Source organism: Streptococcus sp. ELY_125, from assembly GCF_058314535.1.
Genome location: NZ_JBZFUM010000001.1, coordinates 1 through 15,402, shown reverse-complemented (window position 1 = coordinate 15,402; position 15,402 = coordinate 1). Strand labels below are relative to the sequence as shown.

Below are 15,402 nucleotides of genomic sequence, written 5' to 3'. Positions count from 1 at the left end.
GGGTAGTAACAGCTTTTTTTGCTCTGTGACTTGTGGTCTTTTACTCTGCAAAAGTTAACTCATTTTTTATATTGGTTGAGAAAACTTGTCAGAGTAGGGGAGTCTTGTTCAAGGTGGAACATAGCAGTTTTTGAAGGCGGTGGGAGAATGATTTGCCGAATTTCTAAATTGCGATAGGCAATCTTTTGTTTTTATGGTAAAATAAATTGGTATGGAGGGGCCACTATGATAAAGATATTTGGAAAAGTTAGATACCATTGGCAGCCGGAATTGTCTTGGTCTATTATTTACTGGTCTATTACCTTTATTCCGATTTTTATTGCCATGTCTTTATTTTACGAAAGGGCTTCTGTCCCACGGACAGGACTGACTTTTGTTGCTCTCTTCATGATTTTTGTCGGATTAGGGTTTCACCGCTATTTTGTGATTAGTGAAGATAATAAGCTTTGGATTATTTCTCTTAACTTTTTGAAACCACTCAAGGTTGATATTGCTAGTATCAAGCGGGTTGAGGTGACACGAACAACCCTGTGTCTCATTTTTACTAATGGCAAGTCTCGACTATTTTATATGCGCAAGTGGCCTAAAAAATATTTCCTAGATGATCTGGCGCTTAATCCAGCTTTCAAGGGAGAAGTAGAGCTGCTTGATCATTCAGACAGTCTGGATTATTTTAAACTTTACCAAAATGACAAAAAAGAAAAGCCCTCGCTTAGGAATCAATCCTGAGGGCCTTAGTAGGGCAGGATTTCACTGCTAAAAGGTTAGCCTGATTGTCCGGCAGAACTTGTTCAAGCTGATCGCTGTCAGTGAATTTGACGATACCGTCATCATGATAGTCGAAGGCCTCGGAGTAAGTTTGGCAGAGACCACAGGCAATACATTTTTCTGGAATAATTGAAACTTTCATAGTATTATTTTAGTACGGATTTATTTTTTTTACAAGGGAGGACGAGATGTCAAGGAAACCATGGGAAACGCCAATTAAGGAAACTGAGGAAGTCGAAGACGTAGAAGAAACTGAAGAAATTGCAGAGACTGAGGAAATTGAAGACGCAGAAGTAAGGGATGTTGAACTTGAAGAAGAGGAAGATGATGATATCGTTATTGGGAAACACCGCTCAGGTGGCAGCCGCGGAAGTAACCGCAGCGCTTCCTTTGTCAGTACTCCTGTCCTGACAGCTCTACTTAGTGCTTTCTTTGTTATTGTTGTAACGATTCTCTTCTTTGTCTTTTACACGTCAAATGGAGGTAGTAATGAAACAAAGGCTACTTCAAGTTTCTATGGCGCTTCTAAATCAGAGTCTAAGCAAAAATCTGAGAAGGAGCAATCCTCAAGCAGCCAAGCACCATCGGAGGAAAGTAGTAGCGAGTCCTCATCAACAGAAGAGTCTTCTTCATCTGGTAATGGTGAAACAATTACTGTTGAACAGGGAGAGGGAGAGGCAGCTATCGCAGCGCGTGCTGGTATCTCAGTTGAACAACTTAGAGAATTGAATCCTGAGCATATGACTCAAGGCTACTGGTATGCGAATCCCGGCGATGAGGTTTATGTAAACTAAGATGAAACAAATTAGAATTGCTATTGATGGCCCTGCTTCCAGCGGAAAAAGTACTGTAGCCAAGATTGTTGCTAATCATCTTGGCTATACTTATTTAGATACAGGAGCGATGTACCGTTGTGCCACTTATTTGGCACTTAAATATCATATTAGTCTGTCGCAGGTCGATGACTTATTAAAATTGATTGACCAATATCCTATTGCTTTTGGCAAAGCGGCTGATGGCAGTCAGACTGTCAGCCTAGGTGGCGAGGACGTTACCTTGGCTATCCGTCAGAATGATGTGACCAACCATGTCTCAGCTGTCTCGGCACTGGCACAGGTTCGTGAAAAATTAGTTGATGAGCAGCGTCGAATTGCCGCAGACGGAGCCATTATTATGGATGGGCGAGATATCGGAACAGTTGTCCTTCCAGATGCTGAATTAAAGATCTTCTTGGTTGCATCTGTTGAGGAACGAGCTGAGCGTCGCTTCAAAGAGAATCAGGCTAAGGGGATTGCGGCTAATTTTGAACAGCTCAAGCAAGAGATTGCTGAGCGTGACTATAAGGATAGTCACCGTGAAGTCTCTCCTTTAAAACCAGCAGATGATGCCATTACTTTTGATACGACTGGGGTATCGATTGATGGTGTGGTTGATTTTATTTCAGAAAAAGCAAAGAAAATTATTGACATGCCCTAGTAGGAATGTTATACTACTGGTAATGAGAAAAGCAGAAGTGAGAGCTTCTCGCCTTGCGACTAACGTTGTCTGGCTCTACATGTCAAGTTTCAGAAGATGAAATACTATGTAGTGCGGGCTTGGTTTGTCAAGTCCGCTTTCGTTTTTCTCAAAGAATGAAGAGGTGAAAGTCATCGCAAAGAAAGATCTATTCATAAATGATGAAATTCGCGTTCGTGAAGTTCGCCTTGTAGGGCTTGACGGAGATCAGCTGGGCATTAAACCCTTGTCTGAAGCACAGGCAGCGGCGGATGATGCTAATGTTGATCTCGTTTTGATTCAGCCGCAGGCAACTCCACCAGTTGCTAAGATTATGGACTATGGAAAGTTCAAGTTTGAGTATCAAAAGAAACAAAAGGAGCAGCGCAAGAAACAAAGTACTGTGACGGTTAAGGAGATTCGTCTCAGTCCTGTTATTGATAAGGGTGACTTTGACACTAAGCTTCGCAATGGCCGTAAGTTCTTGGAAAAGGGCAACAAGGTTAAGGTTTCTATCCGTTTTCGTGGGCGGATGATTACTCACAAGGATATTGGAGCCCAAGTCTTGGCAGATTTTGCTGAAGCGACGCAAGATATCGCTATTATTGAGCAACGCGCTAAGATGGACGGTCGCCAAATGTTCATGCAATTGGCGCCAATCCCTGATAAGAAGAAGTAGGGGTTTACAATTAATTAAACTTAAAGAGGAGACATTAAAATGCCAAAACAAAAAACACACCGTGCATCAGCTAAACGTTTTAAACGTACAGGTTCAGGTGGCTTGAAACGCTTCCGTGCTTACACTTCTCACCGTTTCCACGGTAAGACTAAGAAACAACGTCGTCATCTTCGCAAGGCAGCTATGGTGCATTCAGGAGATTTCAAACGTATCAAATCAATGCTTACTCGTATGAAATAAGCTGCATGGTTGTTAAAAATTTATTAGAATTATCTGGAGGAAATACATAAATGGCTCGTGTTAAAGGTGGCGTTGTTTCACGTAAACGCCGTAAACGTATACTTAAATTAGCTAAAGGTTACTATGGTGCTAAGCACATCTTGTTCCGCACTGCAAAAGAACAAGTAATGAACTCTTACTACTATGCATACCGTGACCGCCGTCAAAGAAAGCGTGATTTCCGTAAATTATGGATTACTCGTATCAATGCGGCAGCTCGTATGAATGGTTTGTCATATTCACAATTAATGCACGGTTTGAAATTGGCAGAAATTGAAGTTAACCGCAAAATGTTGGCAGATTTAGCTGTTAACGATGCTGCAGCTTTCACAGCACTGGCTGATGCAGCTAAAGCAAAACTTGGTAAATAATTTTATTTGAGTGGCTCTTGGATTAGTTTTTAATCTAAGAGTTTTTTTATTTAGTGTCGATTGTGGAAAATGCCTTCCTGTTTTTTTTTGCGTTTTAGCTTTAAGAATCAGGCTGTTTTTACCATGGATTTCTGATTGTCTCTTGAAGCTCTTGCTTAATTAACCTATAATGGTAATATTGGAATGGAGGACAAGGTGAATAAGCAATCGTATCGCTACTGGGCAGCCCTGCTATTTCTAGTGAGCCTGTTAGGAATCATGCTGTACCAGCATGGTGCTATTAAGAAGGATTTAGGCCGAGCAGCTAGGTCTGAGAAAATTTTTAGTAAAAAACAAGGATCTGTTGTTGCCGCTAAGCAGCAGGATACTTGGCTTTACTATCCTTGTAATGATAAAGGAAAAGCCTATGCTGGATTAAAAGAAACTATGAACAAGGCAGCTAAAACGGCTAAGGATGGCGATTATCAATTTATCGGTATGGCTTGTTCGGATTCTGCTTTGAGAGGTGTTCAGCGGGCCAAACTCTATGAACACCCTTACTATAAGCGGGGAGCGTCGTTGCGCAAAGGAAAAAGCAAGACGCTTAAGACCTTTTTACTCAAATCGGATCATACCGTTTTGAAACTGACAGATCTGCTGTCACGAACGACCGATTTAAGGGCAGCCTTATTGCCTAAAATTGAAGCAGCGCTTAAGGTCCAAGGGATCAGTAAGAAGCAGAAAGATAAGGTCTTGACGGTCTTTAAAAAGGAGAAGTTATCACAGATCGCTTTTAGCTATAGTCAGTCGCAATTGGTCTTATCTATCGGCAGCCAAAAAGTTATGATTGCTGTTACTAGTCTCTATGATATTCTCAATCCTAACTATTTGAAGGATAGTGACTTGCAGGCCTACCAATCCTATAAGCATGGGGCTGGTTTACAGGAGAAGATGTCAGGACATGTGGTTGCTTTGACCTTCGATGATGGTCCTAATCCTGTTACGACGCCAAAGGTTCTTAAAATTTTGAAGAAGTACAAGGCAAAGGCCACCTTCTTTGTCGTTGGGCAAAGTATTGCTGGTAATGAAAGTATCCTTAAAGAAGAATTAAAGGCTGGTCATAACATTGGTAACCACTCTTGGAATCATCCTCAATTGAACAAACTGCCGACTAATCAAGCTTCTGCGCAGATTACCCAAACAAGCCAGGCGATTGAAAAAGCAACAGGTCAGGCACCTAAGCTTTTGCGTCCGCCCTACGGTGCTACCAACGATAAGGTGCGGAGTTTAACAAATCTCTATCAGGTACTTTGGGATGTTGATACGTTGGATTGGAAGAATCGCAACACGCGGGCTATTTTAAGTCAGGTAAAGTCACAGGTGAAGGACGGCAGCGTTATTCTGATGCACGATATTCACCCAACGACAGTTAATGCTCTGCCGGCAGTTTTGGAATACCTAAGATCACAAGGATATAAGTTTGTGACTGTCAGTGAATTGTATGGTTATGCCTGATAAAGGCTGAGATATGTTGGCTAACGGGCTCCCAATCGTTAGATTATTAGTCTAACTCTTGGAGAATATGCCACAGTCTCAGTTTTTTTATGCCCTTTGAAAATCTTATGATAGGCCGTTGACTTATAATATCCAGCTCCCCCTTGCCTGCTTTCTACCTTAAAAGGTTTCTCAGATCTAAGAGCCGTAAGGTTATCATATCAGCTGTCACTGGCCTCAGCCATCATCCAATCGCTGTATCAAGAGTTGATGTAAAAACAATCGGATTTGGTGAACTTTTACGCAACTTCCGGCTGCAGCTGATTCTGAGGCGGATGTGTGAAATCACGATTATTTCCTGGTCTTGTTTAGTTTGATCGTGCTTTTCTTTGGATATTAATTTTTTCTTCATCAATATCAATAAAAGCAACCACTGATAATTGCTCTTCATAAAACTCCACAGCTATTTTTAGGGTCTAGATCGGGCGGTTGACTCTAATCCTAAGATCCCCATTCCCCCTTTCTTTTTGATGACAGGTTAGTCAAGTCCTCTTGAGAGTTAGAACAATCTAGCCGGAGTCATTGTGTCTGTCAGTGCTGCTTTATGATAGGGAAGACAGTAAAAGAAGGATAATAGCCATCTTTTTTGCATATTGGAGCAGATTGTATTGTTGAAGATTCAGAGCTGAGGAAAATTATGGTGATCATCTGAAATTTACCTCTTTTTTATGGTAAAATAAGGATATAAATTTGCTGTACTGGAGCCGCTTATGAAACTTGAAACCAATGTGCGACATTTACGAGGAACAATCCGTGTTCCCGGAGATAAATCAATCAGTCATCGTTCTATTATGTTTGGTAGTTTAGCCAAAGGGATAACGACTGTTCGTGATATTTTGCGCGGTGAAGATGTTCAATCAACCATGCAAGCCTTTCGAGAGATGGGAGTTGAGATTGAGGACGATGGTAACCTTGTTACAATCCATGGTGTTGGCTTCTACGGTCTCAAGGAGCCAACAAAGCGGCTTGATATGGGGAATTCAGGCACTTCCATTCGTTTGATTTCCGGTGTTTTGGCCGGTCAAGATTTTACGGCAGAATTGTACGGTGACGACAGTCTGTCCAAACGTCCTATGGATCGTGTTTCTATCCCCTTACGAGAAATGGGGGTCACAATTTCTGGACAAACTGAGCGGGACCTACCGCCCCTAAGGATCCATGGGAGTCACTCATTAAAACCGATCCGCTATCAATTACCTGTCGCTTCGGCTCAAGTCAAATCGGCCTTGATCTTTGCGGCCTTGCAGGCAGATGGCGAGTCTGTTATTATCGAAAAGGAGAAGACTCGTAACCATACTGAGGACATGATTGCTCAGTTTGGCGGTCAGCTTGAGATTAATGGCAAGGAAATTCATGTTTCTGGCGGTCAAGAGTTAACGGCTCAGACGGTTGTTGTGCCAGGCGATATCTCCAGTGCTGCCTTTTGGCTGGTGGCAGGTCTGATTACACCCCATTCAAAAATTGTATTGGAAAATATCGGTATTAATGAAACCCGAACTGGGATTCTTGATGTTATTAAGGCAATGGGAGGAAAAATTGCTCTCAGTTGTGTTGATCACATCGCTAAATCGGCGACAATTACAGTTGAAAGTTCAGACTTATCCGGTACAGAAATCGCAGGTGATATTATTCCTCGTTTGATTGATGAATTACCTATTATTGCCCTCTTAGCAACACAGGCACAGGGACAAACCATTATTCGTGACGCAGAAGAGCTCAAGGTAAAGGAGACTGACCGTATTCAGGTTGTAGCGGATGTTCTTAATAGTATGGGGGCAGATGTTAGACCGACTGATGATGGTATGATTATCCAAGGGGGAAGTGACTTGCATGGTGCTAAGGTCAATACTTATGGAGATCATCGCATCGGTATGATGGCAGCTATTGCAGCTTTGTTAGTCAGGGATGGCAGTGTTGAGCTGGAGCGGCCAGAGGCAATCAATACCAGTTATCCTAGCTTTTTTGCTGATTTGAGAGGACTTATCAATGGCTAAAATTTTGATTGGATTTATGGGATCTGGTAAGTCGAGTGTTGCACGCTTATTGGACGCGCAGTTTTTGGATATGGATAGTTTGATCACTCAAAAAATTGGGATGTCCATTGCTGAGTTTTTTGCTCTAAAGGGAGAGGAAGCTTTTCGACAAATTGAGTCCCAAACCTTGGCCGAATTGGCCAAAACAGATCAGGTCGTTTCAACGGGTGGCGGTGTTGTTGTCAGTCAAGCCAACCGGCAGGTTTTAGCGGCTAATCCAGAGACTATCTACCTTAAAGCCGATTTTGAGATCCTTTACAATCGAATTGCCAAGGATAGCGAAAATATTCGTCCGCTCTTCGTTAATAATAGTAAGGCAGATTTCAAGGCTATCTTTGATGGACGCCAGAATTGGTATGAAGAAGCGGCAACTGTGACGATTAACGTTAGTGATAAAACACCAGAAGAAGTAGCGGAGATAATTAGATGTCTGTAGGATTTTTAGGCCCCAGCGGTTCTTTTACCCATAGTGCGGCGCTCAAGGCTTTTCCTCAAGCTGATTTAGTATCTTTTGCTAATATTACGGATGTAATCAAGGCTTATGAGAACAAGCAAGTTGATTTTGCTATTATTCCAGTGGAAAACTCGATAGAGGGATCTGTACATGAAACGCTGGACTATCTCTTCCATCAGGCAGAAATTAGGGCTGTGGCGGAATTAGTTCAACCGATCAAGCAGCAGTTAATGGCAGCTGCTAGTGATAGAAAAATTGAGAAGATTTTTTCGCACCCGCAAGCCATTGCCCAAGGCAAGCAATATATCCGTCAGCATTATCCTCAGGCCTTTATTGAAATGACAGCGAGTACCGCTTATGCCGCTCGTTTTATTGCTGAACATCCCGATCGTCCTTATGCCGCTATCGCTCCAAGTGTGGCTGCACAGGAGTATGGCCTTACTATCATTGCTCAGGATATTCAGGAAATTGATGAGAACTTCACTCGTTTTTGGGTATTGGGACATCAGCAACCTCAATTAAGGCTTGAGACGCAGACCAGTAAGGTATCTTTGGCGTTGACCCTGCCTGATAATCTACCGGGGGCTTTGTACAAAGCTCTGTCTGTTTTTGCTTGGCGGGGAATCGATTTGACTAAGATTGAAAGCCGCCCTTTGAAGACGGTTCTGGGGGAATACTTCTTCATTGTCGATTTGGACAAGGGAGCTGAGGATCTAGTCGCTTTTGCCTTGGAAGAATTGACTAGTTTGGGCATTAGCTATAAGGTCTTGGGAGACTATGCGGTTTATGTTATTTGAAGAAGGAATAAATAAGGAACAAAGAAAGAAGATATGGCAAACCACAATCTGACACATCATGAGGAGCTGCGTTATCACTATCTGATGCGCAATATTAATTATCTGTCACCTAAGGAGCAGGCTGAGTATGATTATCTAAGAAACAAGGTTGAAACTTATAATCAATACTACCGCAGTCTGCGACAGGGCTATTCAGATTCTGGTTCCTATGATTACGACGAGGAGCCTGCCAGCGCCAGTGACTGGTACCAGCAGTCTTACGGTGATAGTTATGATGACTATGATTCTGGAGCTTACGGTTATGAAGAACAAGCCTATACCGAACAAGGGCTGCCAGTCTATGATGACCGCCACTCGGCTTATCAAAGCAGACAGGCGAGGCAAAGAGAAAGTGCTGTGACTGGTCCATCAGATAGGAAGCAAACCAGAGTACCCCATGGTCGCAGACCTAGGAATAAGCGCATCTGGGTCAAGCGGCTTCTGGTAACGCTGGGGCTTGTCTGTCTAGTCGTGATTGCTGGCATGGGCTACCGTTTCTACCGAGGGATAGCCGCTGTCAATGGAAACAATGGTAAATACAGTGCCGCTGTTAAGGAAAAATTCAACGGTGAGGATGCGCCAGATGGCACTAATATCCTCATTTTAGGTAGCGATAAGCGAATAACCCAAGGAGAGTCTGATGCCAGAACAGACACAATTATGGTTGTTAATGTTGGCAATAGCGATAACAAGGTCAAAATGGTTAGTTTCATGCGTGATACCCTAGTTCATATTGATGGGGTCAGTGCAGACGATTATTCTTATGACCAAAAGCTCAATGTTGCCTTCAATCTTGGAGAACAAGATGGCAACCAAGGGGCTGAATACATGCGGCAGACACTTAAGGATAACTTTGGTTTAAAAATCAAGTATTATGTGATGCTGGACTTTGAAACCTTTGCAGAAGCTATTGATACCCTCTTTCCTAAGGGGGTAAATATTGATGCCAAGTTTGCGACGGTTGATGGTCAGGAAGTTTCAGAGGTAGAGGTACCCGATGACCTCAATGCTAAGGATGGTGTTACACCCGAACAGACGATTGCTGTCGGTAAGCAAAGGATGGATGGACGGACACTCCTTAACTACGCCCGTTTCCGCAAGGATGACGAGGGAGATTTTGGTCGTACTAAGCGCCAGCAGCAGGTGATGTCAGAGGTTATCAGTCAGACCAAGAATGTCTCCAAGCTCTTCTCAGGTTCAGAAGCCATTGGTAAAATTTTTGCACTAACCTCAACCAATATGCCCTACAGTTTCTTGCTTAAGAACGGCGTCCCTATTATGACCGATGCGGCTAAGGGGATTGATCAGCGTACTATGCCAGAAAATGGTGACTGGATTGATGATATTGATATGTACGGCGGTGCAGGTTTGTCTATTGATTTTGATTACTATAGAGGCGAGCTGAAGGACATGGGAATGCGCTGATGTGTTTATGAGATAACGGGGCAAGGAAGAAATCTATTTTGCCGTCTTTTCCCTATAGTTCATTAAAGGCCTTGCTTTTGGGCTGGAAGATGCTAGAAAACTTAATCAGACAGCTGCGTCTTAAAAGCAGATGTATAAAGGATTAGAGGTGAGAATTTAAGACTCTTCGAGGATAAGTTCTGCCCCTTTTCTTTTGATAATAGCAGAGCAAAAACAAGAAAAGAGAAATCCATGTTAAGAAAGAATGATAGTGTAGAGGTTGAAATTGTTGATTTAACCCACGGAGGACAAGGTGTTGCTAAGGTTGATGGCTTTGTCTTTTTCGTTGAAAACGCCCTGCCTAATGAGAGAATCCGCATGCGTGTGCTCAAGGTCAAGAAGAATATTGGCTATGGGAAGGTAGAAGAATACCTGACCACATCACCTTACCGCAATCAGGACTTAGATGCAGCTTATTTGCGCACAGGTATTGCGGATTTTGGTCATTTGGCCTACAGTGAGCAACTTAAGTTTAAAACCAAGCAGGTTGCTGATAACCTCTACAAAACAGCAGGGATTTCAGATGTGGAAGTGGCTGATGCGCTTGGTATGGACAATCCATTGGCCTACCGCAACAAGGCTCAGGTACCTGTCCGGCGCGTCAACGGTCAATTGGAAACAGGCTTTTTCCGCAAGAATTCACATGACCTCATGCCTATCGAGGATTTCTATATTCAGGATAAGGAAATTGATAGACTTATTAATTTCACACGTGATTTGCTGCGTCGTTATGACCTCAAGGCCTATGATGAGAAGGAGCAGACCGGTCTTATCCGCAATCTCGTTGTTCGTCGTGGACATTACACAGGTCAGATGATGCTGGTTCTCGTGACCACACGTTCAAAAGTTTTCCGCATTGAGCAGATGGTTGAGAAGATCGTTGCCGCCTTCCCAGCCGTCAAGTCCATCATCCAAAATATCAATGACAAAAATACCAACGCCATCCTTGGACCTGACTTCCGCACCCTATATGGATCAGACATCATTGAGGACACCATGCTTGGTAACCGTTATGCCATTTCCGCCCAATCCTTCTATCAGGTCAACACTGTCATGGCTGAAAAGCTCTATCAGACAGCTATTGATTTCTCAGCATTGACTCCCAATGATGTGGTGATTGATGCCTACTCAGGTATCGGGACGATTGGGCTCTCCTTTGCTAAGCAAGTCAAGGCCGTTTATGGGGTTGAAGTGATTGAAAGAGCGGTCAAGGATGCTGAGAAAAATGCTGCGCTAAACGGCATTACCAATGCCCATTATGTGGCGGATTCAGCTGAAAATGCCATGGCCCAGTGGAGCAAAGAAGGCATCCAGCCAGATGTCATTCTGGTAGACCCACCGCGCAAAGGCCTAACAGAAAGCTTCATCAAAGCCAGCGCTGCCATGCAGCCCCGCAAGATTACCTATATTTCCTGCAATCCAGCCACTATGGCGCGTGACATCAAGCTTTATGAAGAACTGGGGTACAAACTCAAAAAAGTGCAACCAGTAGACTTATTTCCAATGACGCATCACGTTGAGGCAGTAAGTTTGCTAGAAAAACTCTAGGATAACAGCAGGTTAAAGGAGTGGGGATTTCTTGCTATTTTCATGATATAATAATTCAGAAAAGAGTGGAGTGATAAGATTAATGAGATTGATAAGATTGACTTTTAGATTAACAGTTGGTTCTGTTAAATGGTTTATTGGTATGTTTAAATACTATAAATGAGCTGAAAAAGTTGAGCCAATATTACTGCTTGTACAATCTGATAATTGAGTAAAGTAGATGATTTTCTCATGCGATAGCTATCCAAGAGTAAAGAATAAGATGGCGAAACGATTGGAAACAGCGAACCGCGGAGTGTGTAGTTTTGCTCGTGAAAGCCCAGAAACCTTTGGGCGAAAGAGATAAAAAGCCTTGAATTCAGGGCTTTTTTGGGATTTGAACTTTTCGTCAGTGGCTGTGATTGACGCTTCATGTGAACTTATCAACCGTACTGATTCGGAGTCGATTTTGACCATTTTCACATAGTTTAAGCTATGGATTGGATGTTTTTTATCGCTGAGTGAGCGGATTAGATGTAAAGGTTGGGAAGGCTTGAAATAAGAATGTGTTGGTGAGTCAATCAGAATGATGGAGGTCGCTTGTTTATAGCATGAAATGCAATTAAAGCTTACAGAAGTCATATAAATATGCCGTGTTTGGTTGGTAGAAACTACGCATGCCCTCGAGTAAAATTAGTATAGAAATTATCGAAAGAGGGTGTAAAATGAAAGCGATAGAAATCATTTTGATTATTATTCTGATTATTGCCGCCATAGTTGCGATAGCCTTCGGACTTTATTGGTATCGCAACATCCATTGGTATGACAGGTATATGAAAGCGCTGAATACAGCAGGTGCAGTGGAAAAACAAGTTACTCTTCCGAGTGGTAATGTCATCAATTATGGTGAAGTGAACAATGATAAACCTGCCCTTCTATTAATCCATGGACAGATGAGTATATGGCAGGACTATGCACTTGTCATGCCTGAATTCAGTAAAAATTGGCATATTTACGCTGTTGATATTTATGGACACGGGGAATCATCACATGATGAAAGTCTGTATTACCTTGATGTGAATGGTGACGATCTGATCTGGTTTATCAATAATGTTATCGGCAAGCCTACCGTTGTTGCTGGACACTCCAACGGAGCAATCACGGCAGCGTATGTAGCAGCATACGGCGGTCAAAACATAGCTGGAGCAGTGCTGGAAGATCCACCAGTATTTTCTACTGATGGAGAAGGCTGGGAAGACAGCTTTGCTTACAAAGATGCGTATAAGCCTTTGCATGATTACAATGAGTCGGATAAGGCAGAGTGTTGGGAAACTTATTACCTCCGTCACTGCTACTGGGGACAGCTATATATGCCGGATGCCATGCCGAAACTTGCTAACTATGCACAAAAGCAACATCAGAAGAACCCTAATAAGGCTGTTCAGATAGGCTTTCTACCAAGTTCGATTTGGTATGTTTTTGGATATGCCAAGAAATATGATTTTGCATACGGTGAACGATTCTATGACCTGAGCTGGAATCACGGTTTGACACACAAAGAAATATTATCAGCAATAGAAGTTCCCTGTGTCTATATTCATGCAAAGGAGATGGTTCACGAGAATGGAACATATCTGTGTGCAGCATCCCGCGAACAAGCCGAGAGAGCGGTGGCTTATATTGGTGAAAATTGTCAGTTGGTCGAGACTGAAGACAGTAACCATGTGATTCATACTGTTCATAGTGCTTTCTATATTGAAAAGGTAAACTCGCTGCTATCAAAATGAGGACATTATGTTAAAAACAAATCTTATTATGCTTCGTAATATACATGGCTTTTCGCAGGAAGAAATAGCGGAGAAAATAGATATCCCCGTAGGACTTATGCAAAAAGGGAGAGTGGCGAACTGTCTCGGACATCGAAAAATATAAGCATCTTGCGGATATCCAAGGTGTCATGATTGATAGGCTGATAAAAGCAGAAACGATAGATAGAAAAGAGAACATTCCACCTGCGCCACAAAGAAGCAATATCTGGGACTTGGTGACAATAAATGAATGTGGACAATTTGCAATCCCCAAAAACCGATCGTGAGAGATTCGGTCTTACCAGTGGGCAAAGAAAATGAGGAGAACGATATTTGACAATAGGTGTTTGATTTTCCATGGTTCACGAGTATCTCTAACTGTAACCAAGAAATTTAGTAGCTCATCTATAACAAAATCCTCCACTTTTATTATAGCGAAGGTTAACTTATTTTTATAAAATTGTTATCTGAAAACAAAATTTTCTTCATGCGTTTGTCGTACATTGCCTTCATTAGTAGGATGGAGCCTTATGATATGTTTCGATTTCGATTATGATTTCTTGCTTGAATTTCACAAGCAGTATCTGATAGAGTTGATAAAATCGACGCTGAGATTGATGCCGAGTTTAGCTTGAAGCACTAGAAGGACAAGAATGGAATTGTCCTTAATTTACAATAGTTAACATTTCGACGCTGTATCAGTTCTTTGGCGTATAGCGGCGATAATAGGAGGAACACATGGTTCCATATTGTATGTATTGTATGGTAAGTAATGGCATTTAGCGGTATCATTTAAATGGTTCATTGAGATGACTTCTGTTCGTTTGGTTACTGACACAGAGTCCAAATGAACTTTTTTGTGAACTAAAAAATAAACTAGCACCACGGGTCATTAGATAATTTTATTCATCATTTATTTTTTGTATTCGTCACCAAGGGAGCGAAGGAAGTGTCTATGCTGAACGATGTATACTGAGTTTTTAGTTGAAATAGGCATTAACGATATGCTATAATGTAAATACAAAATGTATATACAAGAGGTTTTAATATGACTACTACACAACCTGTTAATTTTCGTGCAGATTCTGTTTTTTATCAACAAACTAAGGACATTTTAGCAGACGAGCAAATCAGTCTTACAGATGTTTTTAATGCTGCATTAAGAAAGATTGCGACTGGTGCTGTTGATGCCAAAGAATTTGTTTCGAGTGACTTGCCAGAGTCACAGTATCAAATTGCTTTTGAAGATTTAAAGAAAGAGATTCTGTTAGGCCATCAAGATATTGCTCAAGGTAAGGTCACAGCACTTGCAGACGTAAGGAAGGAATTTGGTCTTGACTAGTCATAAACGTTACAGTGTTTCCTTATCTGATGCGGCTAAACAGGATTTAAAAGCTATTCATGAGTACATTGTTCTCAACTTTTATAGCCAACAATCTGCTGATGGTAAAATTGATTTAATTTTATCAGCTTTAGAAATCTTAGAAACCTTCCCTGAAGCCTGTCCGCGTGTGGCGAGCCGTGGTTATGGTGAATTAACTGATGATGGCAAAAGTTACCGCTACATGCCAATTGAGAATTATTTAGCTTTTTACTACATTGAGGAGCACAATGTTTATATTTCTCGTATCATGAATTCAAAGCAAAACTGGGCAAAATTATTTAATAAGTAATTAGGGAATATTTTTGGAAGGGGAAATATTTAGAAGAAGACTAGTCTCCTTCTAAATATTACAGTACTGCATTGTAAGCCCTGCTAATAAGAGAAATCTAGAAATTTTTAAACTGTTTATTCAAAAATGGTTGATTGTGAAAGTACAGTACAGCAGATGGCAATTTTTAATAAACCCAATTTGTAAAATTAAGCTAGACAGAAAAAAGCCATTTATGATAGGCTCAGATAAACACCACATTTGTCTGAGAGGAACTACCATAAATGACCTACACCCATCTTACCACAAACGAACTTGTAATGATAGAGGCTTACTACCAAGAAAACAAGAAAGTTGGCGATATTGCAAAATCTCTAGAGAGATCTAAGCAAACCATTTACAAGGTCATCCACTTTCTAAAAGAAGGTCACTCAGCCTATGATTACTATGACCAGTACAAAACGAATAAAAAGCGCTGTGGCCGTCGACAAACACAATTATCAA

17 protein-coding genes and 1 other annotated feature are annotated in these 15,402 nt (G+C 41.7%); of the genes, 16 read left to right on the top strand and 1 reads right to left on the bottom strand.

The window, feature by feature from the left end; translation table 11 throughout:
• Window positions 1-225: 225 nt before the first annotated feature.
• Window positions 226-729, top strand: coding sequence for an EbsA family protein (locus AC4HAL_RS00085; protein WP_491092387.1), 504 nt, complete (start codon window positions 226-228; stop codon window positions 727-729).
• Here the strand turns inward: AC4HAL_RS00085 and AC4HAL_RS00080 are convergent.
• Window positions 713-910, bottom strand: coding sequence for a ferredoxin (locus AC4HAL_RS00080; protein ID WP_447452210.1), 198 nt, complete (start codon window positions 908-910; stop codon window positions 713-715). The genes AC4HAL_RS00085 and AC4HAL_RS00080 overlap by 17 nt on opposite strands.
• A 46-nt stretch (window positions 911-956) precedes the next feature.
• Here AC4HAL_RS00080 and AC4HAL_RS00075 point away from each other — a divergent pair, with 46 nt between their 5' ends.
• The 15 genes from AC4HAL_RS00075 to AC4HAL_RS00005 all read left to right on the top strand — a co-directional run.
• Entirely contained in the window at window positions 957-1,562 is a 606-nt protein-coding gene (locus AC4HAL_RS00075; protein ID WP_447452209.1) for an SAG1386/EF1546 family surface-associated protein, read from the top strand.
• Between the two features lies 1 nt (window position 1,563).
• Complete coding sequence (gene cmk, locus AC4HAL_RS00070; protein WP_447452208.1) at window positions 1,564-2,244, top strand: (d)CMP kinase; 681 nt, start codon at window positions 1,564-1,566, stop codon at window positions 2,242-2,244.
• A gap of 23 nt (window positions 2,245-2,267) precedes the next feature.
• Window positions 2,268-2,395 (top strand) — a sequence feature (ribosomal protein L20 leader region).
• Between the two features lie 12 nt (window positions 2,396-2,407).
• Window positions 2,408-2,941, top strand: coding sequence for a translation initiation factor IF-3 (infC, locus tag AC4HAL_RS00065; protein WP_491092386.1), 534 nt, complete (start codon window positions 2,408-2,410; stop codon window positions 2,939-2,941).
• 39 nt (window positions 2,942-2,980) lie between these two features.
• Window positions 2,981-3,181 (top strand): 50S ribosomal protein L35, encoded by a 201-nt coding sequence (rpmI, locus tag AC4HAL_RS00060; RefSeq protein ID WP_447452206.1) that lies wholly within the window; start codon window positions 2,981-2,983, stop codon window positions 3,179-3,181.
• Window positions 3,182-3,231: 50 nt separating this feature from the next.
• The gene (gene rplT, locus AC4HAL_RS00055) at window positions 3,232-3,591 is read left to right on the top strand and encodes a 50S ribosomal protein L20 (RefSeq protein WP_491092385.1); all 360 of its coding nucleotides are present in this window, start codon (window positions 3,232-3,234) and stop codon (window positions 3,589-3,591) included.
• A gap of 195 nt (window positions 3,592-3,786) precedes the next feature.
• Window positions 3,787-5,085 carry a polysaccharide deacetylase family protein gene (locus AC4HAL_RS00050; RefSeq protein WP_491092384.1) on the top strand — a complete coding sequence of 433 codons (1,299 nt, stop codon included), beginning with the start codon at window positions 3,787-3,789 and terminating at the stop codon, window positions 5,083-5,085.
• Window positions 5,086-5,834: 749 nt separating this feature from the next.
• Window positions 5,835-7,118, top strand: coding sequence for a 3-phosphoshikimate 1-carboxyvinyltransferase (gene aroA, locus AC4HAL_RS00045; protein WP_491092383.1), 1,284 nt, complete (start codon window positions 5,835-5,837; stop codon window positions 7,116-7,118).
• Window positions 7,111-7,593, top strand: a complete 483-nt coding sequence (locus AC4HAL_RS00040; protein WP_491092382.1) for a shikimate kinase — start codon at window positions 7,111-7,113, stop codon at window positions 7,591-7,593. The genes aroA and AC4HAL_RS00040 overlap by 8 nt, the downstream gene beginning before the upstream one ends.
• The gene (pheA, locus tag AC4HAL_RS00035; protein WP_491092381.1) at window positions 7,584-8,408 is read left to right on the top strand and encodes a prephenate dehydratase; all 825 of its coding nucleotides are present in this window, start codon (window positions 7,584-7,586) and stop codon (window positions 8,406-8,408) included. Before AC4HAL_RS00040 ends, pheA begins: the two co-directional genes overlap by 10 nt.
• A gap of 33 nt (window positions 8,409-8,441) precedes the next feature.
• Window positions 8,442-9,872, top strand: a complete 1,431-nt coding sequence (locus tag AC4HAL_RS00030) for an LCP family protein (RefSeq protein ID WP_491092380.1) — start codon at window positions 8,442-8,444, stop codon at window positions 9,870-9,872.
• Window positions 9,873-10,103: 231 nt separating this feature from the next.
• Window positions 10,104-11,459 (top strand): 23S rRNA (uracil(1939)-C(5))-methyltransferase RlmD, encoded by a 1,356-nt coding sequence (rlmD, locus tag AC4HAL_RS00025; protein WP_491092379.1) that lies wholly within the window; start codon window positions 10,104-10,106, stop codon window positions 11,457-11,459.
• Between the two features lie 704 nt (window positions 11,460-12,163).
• Window positions 12,164-13,225, top strand: a complete 1,062-nt coding sequence (locus AC4HAL_RS00020) for an alpha/beta fold hydrolase (RefSeq protein WP_491092378.1) — start codon at window positions 12,164-12,166, stop codon at window positions 13,223-13,225.
• Between the two features lie 1,069 nt (window positions 13,226-14,294).
• Complete coding sequence (gene relB, locus AC4HAL_RS00015; protein ID WP_004227383.1) at window positions 14,295-14,588, top strand: type II toxin-antitoxin system RelB/ParD family antitoxin; 294 nt, start codon at window positions 14,295-14,297, stop codon at window positions 14,586-14,588.
• Complete coding sequence (locus AC4HAL_RS00010; RefSeq protein WP_491092377.1) at window positions 14,581-14,919, top strand: type II toxin-antitoxin system RelE/ParE family toxin; 339 nt, start codon at window positions 14,581-14,583, stop codon at window positions 14,917-14,919. The genes relB and AC4HAL_RS00010 overlap by 8 nt, the downstream gene beginning before the upstream one ends.
• Window positions 14,920-15,182: 263 nt before the next feature.
• Window positions 15,183-15,402: helix-turn-helix domain-containing protein (locus AC4HAL_RS00005; protein WP_491092376.1), on the top strand; the 220-nt coding region annotated here is incomplete at its 3' end.

Coding starts and splice junctions, on each gene's coding strand:
- AC4HAL_RS00080 (WP_447452210.1), bottom strand. CDS start 910: ATGAAAGTTTCAATTATTCCAGAAAAATGTATTGCCTGTGGTCTCTGC.
- cmk (WP_447452208.1), top strand. CDS start 1,564: ATGAAACAAATTAGAATTGCTATTGATGGCCCTGCTTCCAGCGGAAAA.
- rplT (WP_491092385.1), top strand. CDS start 3,232: ATGGCTCGTGTTAAAGGTGGCGTTGTTTCACGTAAACGCCGTAAACGT.
- pheA (WP_491092381.1), top strand. CDS start 7,584: ATGTCTGTAGGATTTTTAGGCCCCAGCGGTTCTTTTACCCATAGTGCG.
- AC4HAL_RS00085 (WP_491092387.1), top strand. CDS start 226: ATGATAAAGATATTTGGAAAAGTTAGATACCATTGGCAGCCGGAATTG.
- aroA (WP_491092383.1), top strand. CDS start 5,835: ATGAAACTTGAAACCAATGTGCGACATTTACGAGGAACAATCCGTGTT.
- AC4HAL_RS00040 (WP_491092382.1), top strand. CDS start 7,111: ATGGCTAAAATTTTGATTGGATTTATGGGATCTGGTAAGTCGAGTGTT.
- rpmI (WP_447452206.1), top strand. CDS start 2,981: ATGCCAAAACAAAAAACACACCGTGCATCAGCTAAACGTTTTAAACGT.
- AC4HAL_RS00030 (WP_491092380.1), top strand. CDS start 8,442: ATGGCAAACCACAATCTGACACATCATGAGGAGCTGCGTTATCACTAT.
- AC4HAL_RS00075 (WP_447452209.1), top strand. CDS start 957: ATGTCAAGGAAACCATGGGAAACGCCAATTAAGGAAACTGAGGAAGTC.
- AC4HAL_RS00020 (WP_491092378.1), top strand. CDS start 12,164: ATGAAAGCGATAGAAATCATTTTGATTATTATTCTGATTATTGCCGCC.
- rlmD (WP_491092379.1), top strand. CDS start 10,104: ATGTTAAGAAAGAATGATAGTGTAGAGGTTGAAATTGTTGATTTAACC.
- relB (WP_004227383.1), top strand. CDS start 14,295: ATGACTACTACACAACCTGTTAATTTTCGTGCAGATTCTGTTTTTTAT.